The following is a 19,203-nucleotide window of genomic DNA, read 5'->3' on the forward strand; positions in this document are numbered from 1 at the left end:
CGCTGTATTTTTGTATGACTACCAGCATTATGAGTAATAGCAACCGCGTAAACTTTAGGGAGTGGAACCAGTGAGGGAGTGTATATGAGCGAGTCGGTCAGTCCTATTGGCATCGTCGAAGAATTAAAACAATCCTATTTGGATTATGCGATGAGCGTGATTGTATCGCGTGCGCTGCCTGATGTGCGTGATGGCTTTAAGCCTGTACACCGCCGCGTAATGTACGCGATGCACGTATTGTCTAATGACTACAACAAGCCTTATAAGAAGTCGGCACGTGTGGTCGGTGATGTCATTGGTAAGTACCATCCCCATGGTGATAGTGCAGTATATGATGCGATTGTGCGGATGGCGCAGGATTTTAGCTTGCGTTACCCGATGGTCGATGGTCAAGGTAACTTTGGCTCGATTGATGATGATCCACCGGCTGCTATGCGTTATACCGAAGTGCGTATGACCAAGCTGACCCACCAAATGCTGGCTGATTTGGATAAAGATACGGTCGATTGGGAAGACAACTACGATGGCTCTGAGCGTATGCCTAGCGTCATGCCAGCACGGGTTCCAAACTTACTAGTCAACGGTGCTACTGGTATTGCCGTTGGTATGGCGACCAATATGGCGCCGCACAATCTTACTGAAGTGGTTAACGCTTGCTTGGCTTATGCCAGTAACCCGCAAATCTCTGCTGAAGAGCTGATGACATATATTTCAGGTCCTGACTTTCCTACTGGCGGTATCATCTACGGTCGCGCTGGCATCCAAGATGCCTATCGCACTGGCAAAGGTCGTTTGCATATTCGCGGTCGCTATCATATTGAGCCGATGACTGACACTGGCGTCAACCGTGATCGTGAGCGCATTGTTTTCACCGAAGTACCTTATCAATCTAATAAAGCTAAGATGATTGAGCGTATCGCAGAACTCGTCCGTGATAAAAAGATTGAAGGCATTAGTGAGATACGTGACGAGTCTGATAAAGACGGTATGCGCATCGCTATTGACCTGCGTCGCGGTGAAACGGCTGAAGTTATCGTTAATAATTTGTTCCTACAAACGCCACTTGAGTCTAGCTTTAGTATCAATATGGTGGCGCTCGATAATGGTCAGCCTAAGCTATTAACTTTACGTCAGCTAATCGCTGCCTTTGTACGTCATCGCCAAGAAGTCGTCACGCGCCGTACTATATATGAGTTAAATAAAGCGCGCGTTCGTGGTCATTTACTTGAAGGCTTGACCGTTGCATTGGCCAATATCGACGAGATTATTACAGCTATTAAAGCCTCTGCTAGTCGCGCTATGGCCCGTGAAAACTTACTCGATAATACGTGGGGCTCAGGTAGTGTAGTCGCCATGCTAGAAGCTGCTGGTAGCCAGTCAGTACGACCTGACTATATTGAAGGTGAAGATCCAAAAGCACCGTTTGGTCTTGTTGAAGGTGAGGAGCGCTATCGCTTATCACTTGAGCAGGTCAATGCGATTTTAGATATGCAATTACATCGCTTAACGGGTCTTGAGCAAGATAAGCTGACCGAAGAGTATCAGGATCTATTACGTGAAATCGCGAATTTAGAGTCTATTCTTGGTGATTTTGATAAGTTAATGACGATTATTTCTAACGAGATGATTGAAATTCGTGACAACTTCGGTGATGAACGCCGTACGGATATTGTTGATTCACGTACTGACTTTAGTCGTGAAGATTTGATTCCTGAACAAACGGTTGTGATGACGGTTTCGCGTACGGGCTATGCTAAAACTCAGCCGATTGACGATTATGTCGCGCAAAAACGTGGTGGTAAAGGCAAGTCTGCAACGGCGATGAAAGAAGATGATGTGATTGATCATTTAGTGGTAACGTCTACTCACTCGACTGTATTGTGCTTCACCGATACGGGCCGCGTGTTTAGCTTACGCGGTTTTGAAGTGCCCATTGCCAGTCGCGGCGCCCGCGGTCGTCCATTGGTCAACCTTATTGGCTTGAGTGCTGATGAGACAGTGACAACGATATTGCCAATTCCAAAAATAGTGGAAGAGCTTTCTGCAAAAGACGGAATGGCGCTAATAGATGTTACCGATCGCACAGGTAGCGATATCGGTATTGATATCGATATCGATAGCGATGAGGATTCATTAGAAATAATCAATGAAGCACAGCCGCCTTTTGTGTTCTTTGCGACCGCCAATGGTACCGTTAAGCGTGTCGAGCTTAAGCAGTTTGCTAACATTCGCTCTAACGGTCTGATTGCCGTTGGTCTAGAAGAAGGCGATAAACTGGTAAGTGCTCGTATCACCGACGGTAACCAAGAAGTGATGTTATTTGCTTCAAGCGGTAAAGCGATTCGTTTTGATGAAAACGATGCGCGTGCGATGGGTCGTACGGCAAAAGGCGTTCGCGGTATGCGCCTGGCTAAAGATGAGTTTATTAAGTCATTGGTGGTTATCGAAGATGACGTACACGAGATTCTGATTGCTTGTGAAAACGGTTTTGGCAAACGTACCTTTGTTGAAGAGTTTAATAAGCAAGGACGTGGCGGTGGCGGTGTTATCGCTATCAAAACGAGCGCGCGTAACGGTGCATTAGTTCGTGCGACTAAGGTTAATTCTGAAGATGATATTATCTTAATCTCAGACAAAGGTACCCTAGTTCGTACGCCCGTTGAGCATGTCGCCAGTTCTGGTCGTAATACCCAAGGCGTTACCTTAATTCGTTTATCTAAAGATGAGAAGCTGGTCGCTATGGCGTGTGTTGAACACGAAGAAGGCGACAATGAGTTAATCGATGCGATGAGAGAAGACGGTACCTTTGATGTAGAAGGTCAAGAGCAGATAGATATTGATGCAGTCACTGACAATGTAGCAGCAGACATCAATGATTCTATCGATATCGCAAATGACCATACCCTAGATGACGAATAACTATTTAATGGGTTAGCTTTTTAGTCTAGTCTGGCATCACTGTTCTAGAAAAGCCTCTGACGTTATCGTTGGAGGCTTTTATTTTTTTTATTTATTAGGGCTGTTGTTATGTCTGTTATTTTCAGGACCAATCAAACCTTTCAAGGCGCTTTAGCTTCGGTATCATCGAGTTTTTTATTCGCATTGATGTTCCTGTTTGGGCTGTTTATGCTGCCGTTGTCGGGTACGCAGGTGGCTTCATGGCGCATATTAATGATGCTACTGAGCTTGGTAATATTGGTCAGCTTTACCAAACAGTGGCAGCATGTCTTTGATTATTTAAAAACCCTAAAAACACCAAAAGAGTGGCTTATCTTTATATTGCCAACACCGATTTTAGGTGGGCAAATTTGGCTATTTATGTGGGCACCGGTGAATGGTTTTGGTCTTGATATAACCTTGGGCTATTTTTTATTGCCGCTAGTAATGATAGTGGTTGGACGTTTTTTTTATCATGAGCCTATGAGTGCGTTACAGTGGCTGGCAGCGCTATTTGCGGCAATGGGTATTGGTTATGATATATTCCAATACGGCACGGTATCTTGGGTAACGTTGTTTGTGTGTTTGGGTTATCCACCTTATTATCTGCTGCGGCGTAAGCTTGCCGTACCGCCTATTACAGGCTTGTTATCAGATTTAACCTTGCTCACACCTGTGGTACTTATCATGCTTTATGTGAGTAGCGGCTTTACTGTAGCGATAGCGGATGTTAAATTCTGGTATTTATTGCCACTGCTTGGTGCTTTTAGCGCGCTTGCGATGTCATTGACTATGATTGCTAGTAGTAAGCTACCCATTTCATTATTTGGAGCGTTAAGCTACGTAGAGCCCATGCTGTTGTTTGTCTTTTCCATCACCATTTTAAATCAAAGCTTGGATGAAGGTGGCTCTTTATTTATGTATGGCATGATTACGCTGGCATTATGTATTATGATTATTGATAGCATGAAGGGCTATCTTATGCGTCGCCGTGACAATCATTTACAGGGCTATCGAGAGCCGCAAGTGGGTGGATTTCCACCACGTCGTCGTTTAAAGGACTATCGTATAGAAGGTGTGTTAAAGGCGCATCGTTTCCGTAAAATTAGAAAGTATCAGCAGAAAATAGATAAAATCGCTCGTAAAATTGAAAGTTTAGATTCAAAATAAGTATCGATATAATTGTTAAGTGTTGGCAGTATCAGTATTTAAACTGCACTTTAGATACGTTATTTTAATCAGTTTTCATTACCATTTTTTATTGCTTTTTATGACTAGTCTTTTAATAATCAGGTTATATGGCTACATGGCAAGTCTATAAAACAGGTATTGAGTACATTATTATCAATCACTGTTATAATTGACTTAAATCGGGCTATTTTATTTAATAAGCTATCTATAAATGATGGTAGCGAACTACAAAAACTTATTACAAGGATCGTCTATGTTACATCTTCATCATTTAGCAAACTCACGCTCATTTCGTATCTTATGGCTGTTAGAAGAGCTTAATGTCGATTACCAATTGACCTGCTATGAGCGCAATAAGGCCTATCGTGCCCCTGATAGCTTGAAGCAAATCCATCCGCTCGGTCATGCGCCGATGTTAGAAGTAGATGACCGTGTGCTCATTGAGTCAGGGTTTATCATCGAATATTTATTAAAGCACTATGATACAGAAAAGCAGTTTAAGCCAGCTGATGATAATGAGGCCGCGTGGGAAGCTTATACTTTTTGGCTACACTTCTCTGAAGCGTCAGTAATGCCGCCATTAGTCATGCGTTTGGTCTTTACGAAAGTGGTTGAGCAGTCGCCTATGCTGATTAAGCCTGTGAGTAAAAGCATTCGTAAGCAAGTCGAAAAAAGCATGATAAGCAATAGCTTGGATGCTATATTGACGATGATGGAGCAGCATCTACAAGAAAATCATTGGTTTGCGGGTGCGGAATTTAGCGCGGCTGATATCCAGATGCATCTTGCAGTCGTTGGCGCCAATGCAGGACCAGGCTTAGATAGCAGTAAATATAACAACATATTAACTTGGCTTAAACGTTGTGAAGAGCGTGATGCCTTTAAACGAGCAGAAGACAAAGGTGGTCGTCTAAAGTTTTAAATAATACGCATTTAATTAATGATATCAGTGATAAATACTGAGTTTACTATTAAAATAAAAGGTTTTGTTTATTCATAAGCAAAACCTTTTTTAGGATAAAGTAATGACAGACCTGAATAAATCTAATCCCAAAAACACCCATACAAATAATGCTGATGAACAACAAATTGATACGGTACAGGCGAATAGCCAGCAGGTATCGGTGAAAGCATGGTCACAAAAATTACTCGTGGTTTTGCTATGTCTTGCCAGCTTTTATGGCGGTTGGAAATCTTATGAGTCTAATATGATCAATGACTGTACTGCGAATGGCGGGCAGATGATTGAAGGACAGAGAACGATGCTATGTCAATTGTCATAAAGGGTGCGGTTAATAAGTAAGGAAGATAGTTGATGCTAAAATTAACCTTTTTAGGTACCTCTGCCGGTATGCCAACTAAGCAGCGCAACGTGACGGCGTTAGCGATTGAGTGCCTTAATCCTTATTTGATGGGCTCGAGTCGGCAGCAGGATAGCAATCAACATACTAATCAAAATAACAATCAACATATCAATCAATATATCAATCAACATAAAAGCCAAAATAAAAAGTCGCGTCCTTGGTTATTGATTGATTGCGGTGAAGGCACCCAGCATCAGCTATTACATACCAAGCTATCTTTACATCAATTAGCGGTGATTTGCATTACTCATGTACATGGCGACCATTGCTATGGTCTGCCAGGACTACTGGCAAGTGCAGCGATGTCGGGACGCCAAGAGCCGCTGACACTCATTGCGCCAAAAGCAATTGAGACGCTACTTGAAGCGTTTACCTTGACTACCGAACTATACTTGCCTTTTGCTATTAATTTTATGGTGATAGAAGATTTATTATCTGAGCAAGATGGCAAGATTACTATCTGTCTGAACAAGCAGCATCAACTTGATATTGATATCACGCCGTTATCGCATCGCGTTGCATCACATGCGTTTGGCGTGACTCAAAAGATTAGTCACCGTATTTTGAATACTGATAAGCTAAAATCAGAAGGTATTCCAGCGAGTGCATTATGGGGCAGACTGCAACAAGGCGAAGATGTCTGTACAGAAGATGGGCAGCAATTGCTTTCAGTAGATTATGTTCAGAATGAGCAGCAGCGTACTAGAATCGTTGTCGCTGGAGATAATGACCGTCCAAATTTACTATCCGACGCTGTCAAATGTGCTGATTTATTAATACATGAAGCTACTTATACTCATGAAATACTAATTAAGATTCAAGCTAAAAATCCAGACTTTGATCCTATGCATAGTAGTGCACAATTGGTTGGGAAATTCGCTCAGAATATCGGACTGAAAAATTTGATCCTGACCCATTTTAGCGCTCGTTATCAGAGCTTTGACAATCCAAACAGTCGCACACCAAACATGGCGGATATTCGGTTAGATGCTGAAAGTGCTTATCAAGGTAATTTATGGCTAGCGGCAGATTTTGCGCAATATATGGTTGATGGTACCGCTGACTTGATAGACGATAAAGACAATAACCGGGTGCAGTATTTAGGCTCTGCACGCGACGATAAATAATTGAATAAGAAATAGTTGAATGAGAAGTAATTAAACGTTAAGACTGTCTTCAGCAGCGAGCTTTGATTGTCCTATCCAGTAACGGCTGAACTGATAAGCCACTCGACCAGAGCGACCACCACGCTCTGCTGCCCAGCGTAGTGCTGCTGATCTAATGTTATCAGGTAATGCTTTATGAGTTACTTCAATGCCATTTGTTTCAATATCATTTATTTCAATGCCATTTTTCCCAAAGTCTTGTGCTTCAAAATTGCTACTATCATTCGCATTGTTATTCACGGCATCTTTAGTGTGTTTATGAGCAATAAATAAATAATGCTGCACGATTTGTAAATAAGTCGTTTGATCCATTGGATGAAATGATAGCCATAAACCAAAGCGATCAGATAGCGACACCGTCTCATCGATGGTTTCGTAAGGGTTAACCTCATCGGTCTGACCATTATAAATATTGACATTGTCTTTCATCAACTGTGGCAATAAGTGGCGGCGGTTACTAGTGGCATAGACCAATAGCTTGTCTTGCTCTGAATCAAGGGCACCATCCAAGACACTTTTTAGCGTACGGTAGCTTTCATCTTGACCATTAAATGCCAAATCGTCACAATACACCACGTAACGGCAATCACAATCAGCTGGTAGCGCCTTTATCGCTGCACGTATCTTATCAAGCACTTTTAGATCATCACGCGCAATTTCAATAATGCGTAAACCCTCACTATGATAGGCTTGTAGTAAGGCTCGGATCAGTGATGATTTACCAGCGCCACGTGTTCCTGTCATTAGGACGTGATTGGCTGGATAGCCTTTTAGAAATTGGCGTGTATTTTGTATTAGTTTTGACTTTTGGATATCGATACCATGCAAGTCATCTAAACTTAAAAACAAGTTGACCGCCAGTGGCTCCAAATGTCCATTGTGACCACCGACCCAGCGATAAGCGAGCTGTGCAGGGTCAATCTCAATCTTGGGTGTGACTTGCTCTTGCAAATATTGACTGAGCAACTCCAATAAGGGCGCGGGTAGTGCATAGTTAGCAGGTGGCTCAGATAAATTTGATGAATTAGATGGTTGCGACATAATGACTCTAGCAGTTAAGGTTGTGTTTAAGTTGGGCGATAGCCGTTTAATAAGTTCTTCACTGTATCATGAAAAATAGTACCATTAAAAACGGCACCATGAAAAACAACAGCAGTAATCCGTCTATGATAAAAGCATTGCAGGCGCAATCGCAGCTGCTATTGCCAACCATTACTCAGGCGTTGTCAGCATTGCAGTATCGTGGAATAACGCATCAGCGTATTGCTCAGCAAGATAGTAATAAAAAACGCCAAATTGACGCTGATATATCAATCGTTTATCAGGGTTTAACGCGCGCTCAGCATCCGCAGCTTGGTTGTGTGATGATTAAGTGGCAGTTGAGTGCTGATGATGACAGTCAAGCCCCATCTCATTTAGCTCACGAGGCCGATGTTTTAACATCTATAAATACTTTATCACAAAATCAAAATAACCCTACTGCTATCGTACCGCCAATACTAGCCTATGAAAGCTTAACAGTTCAAATATTAGAGCAGTCGCAGCAGCTAACTATGGTTATCATGCCTGATTATCCACATGGTAGCTTGGTGAATCAGCTTAGCGCTCAAAAGTATTTAATATTGACCGATAAACAAAAACATCATTTCATCGTGCAGAGCGCATATCTGATAGCCAATCTGCATAAAGCTGGCTGGCTACATAATGATATTAAACCGAGTAATATTTTACTAGATAGTTTCTTGACGAATGATGCTAATAGTAGCAGCGTAACAACTAAGTTATTATTAATTGATTTTGCTTTAGCGGAGAGTGTTGGTACATTTAACAAATCAAATCCTGCCGGTACGCCTGCCTATCTTGCCCCTGAGCGCTGGCAAGGGCAGAGTGCAACGGTGCAAAGCGATATCTATGCGTTTGGAATAATGATGGTTGAGATATTAATAGGTAAGAAACCCTTTAAGGTAAATATTGAAAGTAGCGATCCAATGATGGATTGGGCGATTCAACATTGCCAACAGCCTGTGCCAAAATTGCCGTTAGCATATAGTCGTTATCAATGTATCGTTGAAAAGGCATTGGCGAAGCGGACGGCGAAGCGCTATCAAAGTATGGAAGAGGTTTTGAGCGATTTAACATTGTTGTAAAATAGGCAAATCGTGCTGCTGTAGGTAAAACGTACTACTGATAGTCCTGATAGAGTGCCTCAACAGACTTGTCATTAACGATGCTTTGACACTGAGCAAACTGAGTATTGAATGTATCTCTCAATTCATTAACCTGATCTATATTTATTTTTTCAGTATTAGAGTAATAAGTCTTAGCGCTAATAGCATAGCGGCTTAATGTGTTTAACGCCTCATCGCAAACTTCAAAAGGTGCAATCGTTGGCAGACGATTGACATTCACATTGTCTATGATTCTATAGGTGTTGCTGATAGTGCTTGCTAATAGTTTGCTGTCTTGGGTAGCAATCGCGCTTTCCATCCCCGCTTTTAAAACGGTTAACTTTTCTAAAAGTATCTCTGCATCATGGTGAAAGCCGCTAAACTTATCTAAGCTCATCATAATCTTGGTATTTGAGTCTGTATCTATACCAGATGAAATGCCAGCTGAAATAGAGGGTTTATATAGGCTGCGAAGCCCAAAGAGACTGCCTGCTAATAGCACCAGTAGACCTACCGTTAGCCAAAATCCTTTATTCATCGTTTTAAACCAGTCATTTTATGCCTCTAATAGATAGCTATTATATCAAAACCCAAAAATAGGCCTAGCGATGTCAAACTTGCTAAGCCTACAAGACGTCGTACTTACATTCGTTTTCTTTGCTATTCTAATTTTTGAGAATGTGATTAGTATGGCACAATTTATTCTTAATAATATATTTGCTTAATTGCCTTATGGTGTTGACTGACACTTAAACCCCAGACACAAAAAAACCTGCTAAAAAGCAGGCTTTGATATTTGATCTAAGATGTACTATCCGAAAATGGTGGGGCTGGAGAGACTCGAATTCACTACTAGGGTTAATCGCTGCAGCTGTTCAAGTGCTAAGGTTTTGTTATACAAGGTTTTTAGTTTAGTCAGAAGGCTGCATGGCTGATAATCAGCGTCCCATGCTAATCCCACGCTAATATAGACAGATGATCAGATGCGTGGTGGTGGGGGCCTTATTTTTAGAGTTTTAAAATATTAGGGGGGGGTATGCAAACTAGGTAATATAGGTAATCATATTGATTTAATTGACTTTTTTTAGTAATAAATAGGTAATTATTAGGTAATTGGTTACAATCGTATTTGTAATAAATAAGAAACCATAAAAGGTATATGTATCATATACTTAGCTATAATATGTAATTATAATTACTTTTTATTACTATATCTATGTAATTGATAATGGTATATAAATCAATGGGTTAGGTCTTGTAATCTTAACAATTACTGATATTACTTATTTATCACACCCCTACCTGATTTTTATTTTTATTTTGGTCGTTTTGAGGCGGAAAAGGGCTAAATATCTGCATATTTGCCCTTTTTGATGGTTTATTGTGGCTATTAGCTGTCTTTGCTTGACAATGTTGAATTATTAAGGGCGATTGCTAAGTTTTGGATGATATGACGGGAATCATTGGGTATAAACTTGCCATAATGTTTGTGGATCATGTCGGTATTTGCATGACCTAACTGATTGGCCAACCATTCGGCGCTGACTGCGCCTGTCGATAGGACTTGGCTGGCGTAGGTGTGGCGGCCATTATTGAGCGGGCGATAGTCAATGTTGCATAGTTTTAGATGTCGCTTCCAGCGTTTTTCGAGTTGCGGATAGGTGTAGTGCATGTCGGTGCGCGGATTGTACCAAAGCCAAGTTAGATTATGAGTCTGATAAGTATGGTTGTCTCGGTCAAGTATGTTTATCGTTTGAACTGAATTGTTGGCTATTAGCATGGATTGCTTGGCCAATGATTCAGTAACGATGGGCAATAATTCTATCTGTCTGTTTCTGCGACGGTTTTTGGTGACGCGGTGCTGACCTTTAACAAAGCCACGTTTGATATGGGCGATAGCGTTTGCGGTATCGATGTCTTCGACTGCTAGTGGCATCAGCTCATGGCTAGATAGTCCAGACCAGAGCATGACAGTCCAGAGGTTGCGAAGCGTGAGGTCGGTCTCGCTGTTGATGATAGTGTTTATCTCATCGCGGGTGAATGGGTTGATATCTTCGGGGTCTTTAGTGGTCAGTTTAATATACTGGCTTGGGTCGTTTGGATGCTTTTGGTGCCGTGCCCAGTAGCGCCAAATGCTACGCCATAGATTAAGCACGTCGATGATGGTTTTAGGTGATAGTTTGGTTTTGAGGACTTGATAAACCCAATGCTCAATGTCTTCAGCGCTGATCTTGCTTATCTGCTTGTGCTCCCAGTAAGGCGTTATATGGTTAGCTACCTTGCTGGTATAAGTCTTCCATGTGCTGGGTGATACCGTGGTTTGCTCAGCAGTCTGCCAAACTGGGATATAATGACCAAAAAATGCGGCTTGGCGTTTGAGAGATTCAGGAAACGTTTGATCACGGTTGAATATCCCCATACTGATTTGCTGCTCCACCATGTCAGCGATGCGCTGAGCGTGGGCTTTGTTCGCGGGGGTGGGCGGTGTATCAGCGAGGGTTTCGCTGTCTTTTTTGCCATCGATGTACCAGATAATGCGTATGCTGGTTTTGAGAGGTTCAATACTTGCCATTATGTTGTCAATCCTTGCGCTAATGTCTATGAACTAGGCTTAAACACCTGATTTACCTAGCTTTTACAGCATTATCACGCTATAATAAAGTTCTGGTTTGGTAACCTATGAGTCACTAATAAGTTCTTGGTTTGGGGCTTCTGACTCGTTAATTTGGTCATTCGTTTATACAAACAGCCCTCATGATGATGAGGGCTGTTTTTTATTGGGGGATTAGCTGGTCTACCATGATAGATAAGGGTTTGTTGTAATCTAGCTTTTGCCCCTTTGTCTTTTGCTTACTGATGGTTAGCAGCTCATCGACATTGTAGGGCTTATTATGTATTAATATAACACTACCCTCTGGCATCTTGTTAACTGGCGCTTTGCGCGTGTAGCCACGGTTGATGTGTTCGCTGACTATGGTTGCATCTGTGGCCAGAAGTACATTGTTTCGACAGCGATATAGGCCAAACTTCATTAGTGCCTCCGATTTTCTAAGTGAGATTGGCAGTCAATGCAGCGTGTGACGCCGCCCAGTCGCTGCCGTCGCTCTGGGATATCTTCTCCACATTCGATACATTCTGTCAGTGAAGGGGTGTCAAAACGTGCAGCCTTGGCCAAGTTACGTTCTAACTCTTCTTGCGCCTGGTCATTGGCGCGATCGATAATGTCGCTCATTGTATTGCCCCTATTTTGATTTCAGTTAATGATTCAAACTTACGTTCTTGATAGACTTCATGCTCACAGCGCATGCTGATTTTGTCGCCTTTGATTTCATAATGCTTACCTTGGTACAGTTCGCGCTGCTTGTGGGTTGGGTGCATTGAGCAGTCAACCATCTGACCGCTATCAGTATCAAAAGTCAGCCAATGCAAGGGGCTTTCGCGGTTGTAGGGGAATAGGGCGCGGATTAGTTTCATGGATTGTCCTCTCTATACTTCACACCACAGAAAGGGCAGTAAACGAACGTCATAGTTGTTTTCTTTGGAGTTTTACGGCCTTCAACCGCTAAAAGAACATCTGCTTTTAATGCCGTAGTTATCTCGCCGTTATGCATTGGAAAAACCACGTCCTTAAATCTTGCTCTTAGCACCGGCGGTTGCTTAGGTACTTGTAGTAGGTTGCAGTGAGCTACAATCTTTTCTGGCAATTCTGCTAAACATTTGCAAGTCATACTCTTAATCCTCTTCTCATAAATAAAAAACCATTCTTTCTATGCTTAAACTCAATCAACCCTTCTGATGCCAGTCGTATCGCGTGGCGCTGGACGGTACGGACATTTAAAAAAGTCTTGTCTGCAATTTGCCTCGGTGTCATCGGCTCATTGCTGGCATTGATGACGCGCATAACACAAAACATATTGTCTACTGGGCCGCTCATGATGCTGGCTCCTTACGTTAAATCTTGATTGTTAGATTGCTCAAACACCCAGCAGCGTATTGAGCGTCCTGTGATTTTGGATGCCACAACCTTGTTGGCGGCGACAAACTTAAACTGCTTAGACTGGCGTAATGCGTTGTGCATATCGGCCTGCGGGGGTAGGTCATAGCGGTACTCGTTCGCTAACTGATAAACCTCTGACATGCTGATGGCCAAGAGCCGTGGGTCTTTGCTGTGGTTGATGTGATTGCGGCGGATATGATGATTGCTTTTTTCAGCGGTCTCATTGGCTGGCGCATTTAAGCGCTCAAGCACATCAAAGAATTGGATATTTAGCGGATGCTCAGTATCAAGCGTCTGATCGCGTTCGGTGGCCATGTTGAACACTTCTTGCTTGAATGCGCCGTCCAAACGCTGCAAATCGGGCAATATCAATTTCATGGCATCAAATAAGGCAAGCAACTGCGCGTGACAGTGCGCAACGCGAAACGCTTTAATTCCGCTGTCTTTTAGCCAGTTCTCATGCTGCATCTTGGTATCAAAAAAAGTCTGCAAAAACTTGTCTTCAAGCTTGAGTACATCGACTAAAAAGTGGCTGATGTCTTCAGTCTGTAGCCCCTCTATACGTCGCGCTGCTGCTTCTGAATCACGGGTCTGACGCTCAACGGTAAAAAACAGATGGCAGATACGGCTGAGCACGGCTTTGGAGGCAACAACGGGCAGATTCTGGCTGATGACAATCGTGCCGCGGAACGGCGGCTCGTAAACTTCATTGCCCGCTGATTTGACGCCGCGTGTGCCGATAGTGCCGCCGTCGTAGAGGTTTTTTAACTCGTCCCAGTTGAATTGAGAGTTGCGACCGGTACCAGCGCCATCACGGTCGGACTCGATAAAGACGCTGGGCATGTTTGAGGTTTGCGAGAGTGACCGCAAGCGCCCTGCCTTGGTGGTTTTGTTGGGGTCTATACCCTCGTAGCTGTCACGGCCTATCAAGCGCCAAAAAAAGCTTAATAGCGTTGATTTACCAGTACCAGGCTCACCAACAATCTCTAAAAATGGGAAAGACTTTTGACGATCACGGATCTGCTGGGCAAATAAGCTGCCCATAAAGCCCACTAGACTAATAACGCCTTGTACTCCCCAACCGCTGATGATGTCTGCTATCCAATTGACCGGCTGACTGGGGCGGCTGCCAATGTTGATGCTTGGACTTGCCGCCAGCGTTTTGAGGCTCTTATTATTTGGCAGGTCAAAATAGTCATCTTTATTGAGTGCATAAGCCACGCCATGGCGGACGGCGGTATCATTGAAAATATAGGTTTGATGGTCTTTGCTGTAGCCTATAAAATCAATGGTCTCAACGGTTTTGATGCCGTTAATCATACGGCCTAGCATGATATCTAATTGCTTGGAGTTGCCCTGATAGATGACGCCAGGCGCAACCGATAGCAGACGCTTTTTGAACTCACCAGCGGCGGATAACTGACTGCCAGTAAAGGTGTTTTTGGTATCGCCTTGCGGGGTACGGATCCGAAAAAAGTACCAGCTTTCGTCTGTCACTAAATTAGACTGATAATACAGCGCTTGCGGCTGACAGTTCATAATCTGCGTGACGCTCATGCAGGACTGCATTAGATCGTCATGCCACAGCTGTAGCGCTTCTTTTAGCTCCTCTTCAGTGTTAAATAAATCCTCGGTCGGTTCGCTGTCAGCGTCCATTTGCTTGGCTTTGTCAAAGCTCTCTGTATCAACTTTGACCCAATAGGTGCAGTGATTAAAAAACATATAAAAGCTGGTCGAGCCGTACTGGTTATAAGTCAGTAGTGCCTTGTCTTTGGCGGTATCAGCAATCAGCAGTTCGCCATAGAAACGATAGCGTTCAATGTCTGTCTTGGTGAGTTTGCCCGCCTTGTGTAAGTCGTTCCAATCCGCGCCGTCGCTGTATTCGCTTGACTGAGCAGCAGCGACTTCCCAGCCGTTTTGTCGAGCCGTGGCGACTAGCTTATCTGTGGCTTTACGCCCCGCGTTATCACTATCTAGTGCAATAACCAGCTTTGGTAGCGGCTTGCCAAGTTCAGTCATACGTGTGCGTATTTGCACTAAGGTGTGCGCTGGAAAGTTACCAGCGGTGATGTTACTAATGGCATGCAGGCCGTTTTCGGTCAGTGCCATCGCGTCAAAGATACCCTCTACTATCCAAAGCTCTTTAACATACGACCAAACGCCGTGCTGCAAATGCAGCTTTGGCGGTAGCCATGCATGACCCTTAAACTTAAAGCCTGTCTGTACTTTGGCTTTGGCAATGCCTTGTGCTGGTTCGATAAGGCGTTCCCAGTGGCCAATGGTTTGGCCATCGCTGGTGATATTAAAGCGGACCGTGGGACAGGTGAAGTTTGACTGATAGTCTTTATAGACCTCTTGGCTATAACTGCCTTGCCATTTGACGATATCGAAGCCGCGACCTGCCTGAAGGTAAGCGTCAGCGGTGGCGTTGGGGTTGGTAGGTGTGGGCGGATTTCGCTCAGTCCAGTTGGCAAAGATATCAGGGTATATATCACGGGTCGATGCTTGGTAACTGCACTTATTGGCGCGACCACACTGAATCGTCCACGGGCTGTCGGCACCAGTGAATAGCTCTTTTTTGCCGCATGATGGGCAGCGACCATAACGTAAAAACTGACGGTCGCTAGATAATTTTAGGGCGTAATCTTGGATGAGGCGCGGGATAAGTTCATCGCGCGTCTCGTTACTCATGGTTTGGGTTGACATAATGGACTCGTAGTTTGGTTTGGTGGTTTGAATCACTGCTTGATAATGTGGCTGATGTCAGCATTCGTACGCGCTAACGACTGCTCAATAAGCCAAGTCGTAAACGTGTCGACATCCATACCGCGCTCTGCTGCTTTTTGAGTCAGCAGATGAGCTTCAGCGGTAGAGGGTGTCATCTCAATGTCGATTTTATGCGGCATGAATCCCTCCCTTTGCCATTGAGGTACTTTGCAGTCCTTGGAACATCCCTAGGAAGTGCGTCATGGGTAACTCGACTGTATTGGTCGATGGCAGTAACATGGCGATAGGTTGTTCATCGAACATTAGGTGATGCAATTGCGCCATGGCAAGCTGTCTAACCAGCGTGGCAAGTTCGACACCTGATTTTTCGGCATGAGCCAATAGGATCTGATGATCGTAATAATCAACGCTAATCTTGATTGGGTTGTCACGTAGCTTTTTGGTATTAGGTTTCATTGGTTTGGTTTCCTTTCTGGTTTGGTTTGTATCAGGGTTTGGTTTTATTCTGCGACTTTGCCCAATCGGTAACGCCGCAATGCGACAAAGCTCATTGAGCGCTGTTCTTTTCTGGCCGTTTGGATTAGTTCTTTATGCTCGCTTGGAGTCAGTCTGATTTGCACCGGCTTACGCTTACTGCCTTTGAGGTGAGGCAGCTCACCCTTTGGTGTTGCGGCTTCTACTGTGGTTTTTGTCATTTGGTGGTATCCTATAGCTAATTAAAAGCGTGTTGATGTGGTACGGTTTTATAATACAGTCAAATGAACTTATTTACAACCATTCAAATGAAATTATTGGGGAATTTTATGGATTTAACTGAGGTGGGCACGCGACTAGAGGCTGAGCGTCAGCGACTTGGCTTGATGGCAGTCGAAGTTTATGAGGATAAGACGGTCAAAATCGCGCAGACAACGTATAAAAACTATGAGAGTGGCAAGCGTGATATCCCGTCATCCTTACTTATTAAGCTGTGGGATATGGGGTTTGATGTGATGTATGTGCTAACAGGGCAAAGGCTTGAAGATATTGCCGTCGATGTACAAGCTCGTGGCGGCGTGCCAAGCTATCATCAGCGCTTAATCCACCTGCCAGAGATTATGGATATCAGCAATCCATCTGATAAGCTGCTGGCAGCGATGTATCATGCTGAGGAGTCGATGGTACAAGCAGGGGCAACTGCCAATGAAGACTATGATTATAAAACGCTTGCCTCATTGGGTTTGGGTCTTCTGGATATTGTCAAATGAATGTATAAAAGCTGGATATAAAAAAACCAGCCACTAGGACTGGTTCTTATAGCTGATTAAAAATAATTAAAAAGGTGTGTCAGCGATATCACGATTGCTTTGGATCAGATCCAATAGCTCGATACTGGTTATACTGATACGTGCATCAGCGTCTACTTCATATAGCACACTTGATAGCTCTGTGATAACCGCGCGTAGGTTTGCGATGGTTTTCTGATCTACGGCATACTGCTGTTCGAGCGTCATCGCATAATCTATCCAGCGGCGACTGGCGTCGCATTTGTCAATTTCATCTACTGGTGCTTCTACAAGGTCGACTTGAGCCAGCTCTGCTGCAATGTCTTCTGTGGGCGCTGCCTTAAATGAAGGTGGCGGGCCATAGTCTAAGCGTATAGCCGCAATCTGTTTGCCGTTAAAGCCTGAATAGATATAAGTGATTCCAATATCACGCTCAATGATAATTTTTGGATACTCTAAGTTACGCAATGCACTAACAATGTCATACTGATCATAATCGCCCTCTCGGCGTTGTATCATCAAGTGCTGAACTTGACAGATATCGAGCGTCATAATATCGATGATATTGGGCGTATGATCTACTTGCAGCCCAGATTGAACCGTGACAAACAATGCGTTAAATAGGTCCCTAATGATGCGTTCATGATGCTCACTGATGTCGCCTTTCATCGTGTACTCACGTAGGTTTTTGATTTTTGTTGTCATGATTACGCTCCGGCTTGATTGGTGATAGCAGGTTGGTTAAATGATTTGATAAATACCCAAACGCGGCGCGACTTGTGATAAATGGCGCTCGCTATGACGGTATTGGCACGATGAAAGTCCGGCGTGTCGCTGAGGCGTAGCGCTTTATATATCAGGCTGGTATCTGGCAGCTGTCCTTTATCTGCTAGGGCATAAACTTCTGGGATGCTGATGGCCAGCTCGTGAGATTTTTGACTGTGATTGAGCGCTTTGATGTCTTGAGTTGCGACAAAACCCCAAAACTGGTCAAGGGCGTACTGTAGCTCTGGGGTGAGTACGGGTTTTGTGCGCTGATAGCGTTTGCGCGTGTTGGGGAAGCTATCCGCTAGACGCGCGGCGGCTTCGGTTTCGCTAGTCTGCAATAGCTTGGCTAGCTCTGGCAGGGTCAGGCTGTCTTTTAAGCGCTGAATATCGTTATCGCTGTATTGTTTGGCGATAGGTGCAGCCTTGTAACTTCCCGTTTTTCGGAGTCGAGGTAGTACTTGCGATGTTACCCAATGTTTGAACCTTTTCGCTTCGGGTTTGGTGCTACCAAATATTAGGGCGTACATGCCACTTTCATTGACGAAATTAAGCTTCTGTGTTTTACGTGCTTTTGATGTGACCTCCACATTCTGGAGGTCTGATGATGTGACGTCCAATTTCTGGACGTCACATACTTCGACATGAGTTGCTATAGCTTGGCGAGGATTAGCGAAGCCTAATATTTGTGCTAGGTTGGTGGCAGCTATCCATAATTCGTCATCGATAACTTTAGTATCTAGTCGTTTGTTTTCAAAACATAATGCCATCACTGTATTATTACCCTGATTACTTGCTGTGTTATACTGTTGCATACTGATTAACTCCCTGAGTTAATTGGTTATTGTGATCAACTTTAGTTAGGTTGATTGCTTGGTTGTTAAAGGCAGACTGGTTATCTTGGCGGATGCAGTTTGCCTTTTTTATGCGCTGCAATAATTGCAGTTGACGATTTAATAGCTGTTGGCTGCGTAAGTAACTATTAATCTGTTGGGTTCTGTTCTGCTTCAGCACGGGCTTTCTCCTGTTCTAAAATATAAGTTAATTGATCTGGAACTTTGCGGTGACTGTCTTTTGAATAATTTTTAAGCCATTCAACTAATTCACCATCAATCCTTACGTTGAATTGTCTTTTTTTATCTGCCATACGGATTCCTTGTTAATGGTTATGCCTTGTTAGCATTTTGCTATCATAGCATTTTGCTAACATTGAAAGCAACGCTAAATACTAGCATAATGCTATTATTGTTATAGGTAGGTGTTTTATGGCTGTTGTCCAGTTCAATCTAAGAGTACCTGAAGAGCTTAAAAAGCAAGTAAATGAAGCTGCGCAAATCAGCGGTCGTTCAATAAATGCTGAGGCTGCATATAGACTTGAGCAGAGTTTTGCTAAAGATCATATTTATCCACCTGGCTATATACCGGGCTACGATAATGGCATTCGCTTAGAGCTCGATTCTGAGTGGTTTGAAAAGACTGGACTGACAGCAGATGAGTTTGCACACTACGTGCGTCTATCTATGCTAAATGGATTATCAGGCGACAAAGGGAGTAAATAATTGTGTCTAAGGATTATATGATTGTATGGCTTGAGCATTTCTTTAAGCATGCTGTGCCAGTTGAAAC

Annotated in this window: 22 protein-coding genes; 8 read left to right on the forward strand and 14 right to left on the reverse strand. The window is 43.5% G+C overall.

The annotated features are described in order from the left end of the window. Positions 1-84 precede the first annotated feature (84 nt). The 5 genes from gyrA (at position 85) to WAZ74_RS04605 (ending at position 6,619) form a co-directional block, all read left to right on the forward strand. Positions 85-2,919, forward strand: coding sequence for a DNA gyrase subunit A (gene gyrA / locus WAZ74_RS04585; RefSeq protein WP_422306254.1), 2,835 nt, complete (start codon positions 85-87; stop codon positions 2,917-2,919). Between the two features lie 108 nt (positions 2,920-3,027). Then, entirely contained in the window at positions 3,028-4,107 is a 1,080-nt protein-coding gene (rarD, locus tag WAZ74_RS04590; RefSeq protein ID WP_422306256.1) for an EamA family transporter RarD, read from the forward strand. A 274-nt stretch (positions 4,108-4,381) separates the two neighbouring features. Continuing rightward, on the forward strand, positions 4,382-5,050 hold the full coding sequence (locus WAZ74_RS04595) for a glutathione S-transferase (protein ID WP_422306258.1): 669 nt from the start codon (positions 4,382-4,384) through the stop codon (positions 5,048-5,050). A 103-nt stretch (positions 5,051-5,153) separates the two neighbouring features. Beyond that, on the forward strand, positions 5,154-5,411 hold the full coding sequence (locus WAZ74_RS04600; protein WP_422306260.1) for a hypothetical protein: 258 nt from the start codon (positions 5,154-5,156) through the stop codon (positions 5,409-5,411). A gap of 32 nt (positions 5,412-5,443) precedes the next feature. Next, positions 5,444-6,619 (forward strand): ribonuclease Z, encoded by a 1,176-nt coding sequence (locus WAZ74_RS04605; RefSeq protein ID WP_422306262.1) that lies wholly within the window; start codon positions 5,444-5,446, stop codon positions 6,617-6,619. Between the two features lie 30 nt (positions 6,620-6,649). Here the strand turns inward: WAZ74_RS04605 and WAZ74_RS04610 are convergent, their stop codons facing one another. Beyond that, positions 6,650-7,699 (reverse strand): ATP-binding protein, encoded by a 1,050-nt coding sequence (locus WAZ74_RS04610; protein ID WP_422306264.1) that lies wholly within the window; start codon positions 7,697-7,699, stop codon positions 6,650-6,652. Positions 7,700-7,767: 68 nt separating this feature from the next. Between WAZ74_RS04610 and WAZ74_RS04615 the strand changes: the two genes are divergently transcribed. After that, positions 7,768-8,805 carry a serine/threonine protein kinase gene (locus tag WAZ74_RS04615; RefSeq protein ID WP_422306266.1) on the forward strand — a complete coding sequence of 346 codons (1,038 nt, stop codon included), beginning with the start codon at positions 7,768-7,770 and terminating at the stop codon, positions 8,803-8,805. A gap of 34 nt (positions 8,806-8,839) precedes the next feature. Here the strand turns inward: WAZ74_RS04615 and WAZ74_RS04620 are convergent, their stop codons facing one another. The 10 genes from WAZ74_RS04620 to WAZ74_RS04665 form a co-directional block, all read right to left on the reverse strand. Next, positions 8,840-9,364, reverse strand: coding sequence for a hypothetical protein (locus WAZ74_RS04620; RefSeq protein ID WP_422306268.1), 525 nt, complete (start codon positions 9,362-9,364; stop codon positions 8,840-8,842). Between the two features lie 852 nt (positions 9,365-10,216). After that, positions 10,217-11,398 carry an Arm DNA-binding domain-containing protein gene (locus WAZ74_RS04625; protein WP_422306270.1) on the reverse strand — a complete coding sequence of 394 codons (1,182 nt, stop codon included), beginning with the start codon at positions 11,396-11,398 and terminating at the stop codon, positions 10,217-10,219. 202 nt (positions 11,399-11,600) lie between these two features. Then, positions 11,601-11,858 carry a hypothetical protein gene (locus WAZ74_RS04630; RefSeq protein ID WP_422306272.1) on the reverse strand — a complete coding sequence of 86 codons (258 nt, stop codon included), beginning with the start codon at positions 11,856-11,858 and terminating at the stop codon, positions 11,601-11,603. Next, the gene (locus WAZ74_RS04635; protein WP_422306274.1) at positions 11,858-12,058 is read right to left on the reverse strand and encodes a TraR/DksA C4-type zinc finger protein; all 201 of its coding nucleotides are present in this window, start codon (positions 12,056-12,058) and stop codon (positions 11,858-11,860) included. Before WAZ74_RS04635 ends, WAZ74_RS04630 begins: the two co-directional genes overlap by 1 nt. Beyond that, positions 12,055-12,300: a hypothetical protein gene (locus tag WAZ74_RS04640; RefSeq protein WP_422306276.1), complete on the reverse strand. Its 246-nt coding sequence runs from the start codon at positions 12,298-12,300 to the stop codon at positions 12,055-12,057. The genes WAZ74_RS04635 and WAZ74_RS04640 overlap by 4 nt, the downstream gene beginning before the upstream one ends. 250 nt (positions 12,301-12,550) lie before the next feature. After that, positions 12,551-12,760, reverse strand: a complete 210-nt coding sequence (locus tag WAZ74_RS04645; RefSeq protein ID WP_422306278.1) for a hypothetical protein — start codon at positions 12,758-12,760, stop codon at positions 12,551-12,553. A gap of 12 nt (positions 12,761-12,772) precedes the next feature. Next, positions 12,773-15,529, reverse strand: coding sequence for a toprim domain-containing protein (locus WAZ74_RS04650; RefSeq protein ID WP_422306280.1), 2,757 nt, complete (start codon positions 15,527-15,529; stop codon positions 12,773-12,775). A gap of 32 nt (positions 15,530-15,561) precedes the next feature. After that, positions 15,562-15,729, reverse strand: coding sequence for a hypothetical protein (locus WAZ74_RS04655; protein ID WP_422306282.1), 168 nt, complete (start codon positions 15,727-15,729; stop codon positions 15,562-15,564). After that, the gene (locus WAZ74_RS04660) at positions 15,719-16,006 is read right to left on the reverse strand and encodes a hypothetical protein (protein WP_422306284.1); all 288 of its coding nucleotides are present in this window, start codon (positions 16,004-16,006) and stop codon (positions 15,719-15,721) included. The genes WAZ74_RS04655 and WAZ74_RS04660 overlap by 11 nt, the downstream gene beginning before the upstream one ends. Before the next feature lie 44 nt (positions 16,007-16,050). Continuing rightward, complete coding sequence (locus tag WAZ74_RS04665) at positions 16,051-16,245, reverse strand: hypothetical protein (RefSeq protein WP_422306286.1); 195 nt, start codon at positions 16,243-16,245, stop codon at positions 16,051-16,053. 108 nt (positions 16,246-16,353) lie between these two features. Between WAZ74_RS04665 and WAZ74_RS04670 the strand changes: the two genes are divergently transcribed. Further along, on the forward strand, positions 16,354-16,794 hold the full coding sequence (locus tag WAZ74_RS04670; RefSeq protein WP_422306288.1) for a hypothetical protein: 441 nt from the start codon (positions 16,354-16,356) through the stop codon (positions 16,792-16,794). A 66-nt stretch (positions 16,795-16,860) separates the two neighbouring features. Here WAZ74_RS04670 and WAZ74_RS04675 read toward each other — a convergent pair whose 3' ends face one another. The 3 genes from WAZ74_RS04675 to WAZ74_RS04685 form a co-directional block, all read right to left on the reverse strand. Then, entirely contained in the window at positions 16,861-17,517 is a 657-nt protein-coding gene (locus tag WAZ74_RS04675) for a hypothetical protein (RefSeq protein WP_422306290.1), read from the reverse strand. Between the two features lie 2 nt (positions 17,518-17,519). Further along, positions 17,520-18,392: a Bro-N domain-containing protein gene (locus tag WAZ74_RS04680; RefSeq protein ID WP_422306292.1), complete on the reverse strand. Its 873-nt coding sequence runs from the start codon at positions 18,390-18,392 to the stop codon at positions 17,520-17,522. A 167-nt stretch (positions 18,393-18,559) separates the two neighbouring features. Beyond that, entirely contained in the window at positions 18,560-18,724 is a 165-nt protein-coding gene (locus WAZ74_RS04685) for a hypothetical protein (RefSeq protein WP_422306294.1), read from the reverse strand. Positions 18,725-18,842: 118 nt separating this feature from the next. Here WAZ74_RS04685 and WAZ74_RS04690 point away from each other — a divergent pair, with 118 nt between their 5' ends. Continuing rightward, positions 18,843-19,136 carry an Arc family DNA-binding protein gene (locus WAZ74_RS04690; protein ID WP_422306296.1) on the forward strand — a complete coding sequence of 98 codons (294 nt, stop codon included), beginning with the start codon at positions 18,843-18,845 and terminating at the stop codon, positions 19,134-19,136. Positions 19,137-19,203: the final 67 nt, after the last annotated feature.

This window comes from Psychrobacter sp., from assembly GCF_049295055.1.
GTDB lineage: Bacteria > Pseudomonadota > Gammaproteobacteria > Pseudomonadales > Moraxellaceae > Psychrobacter.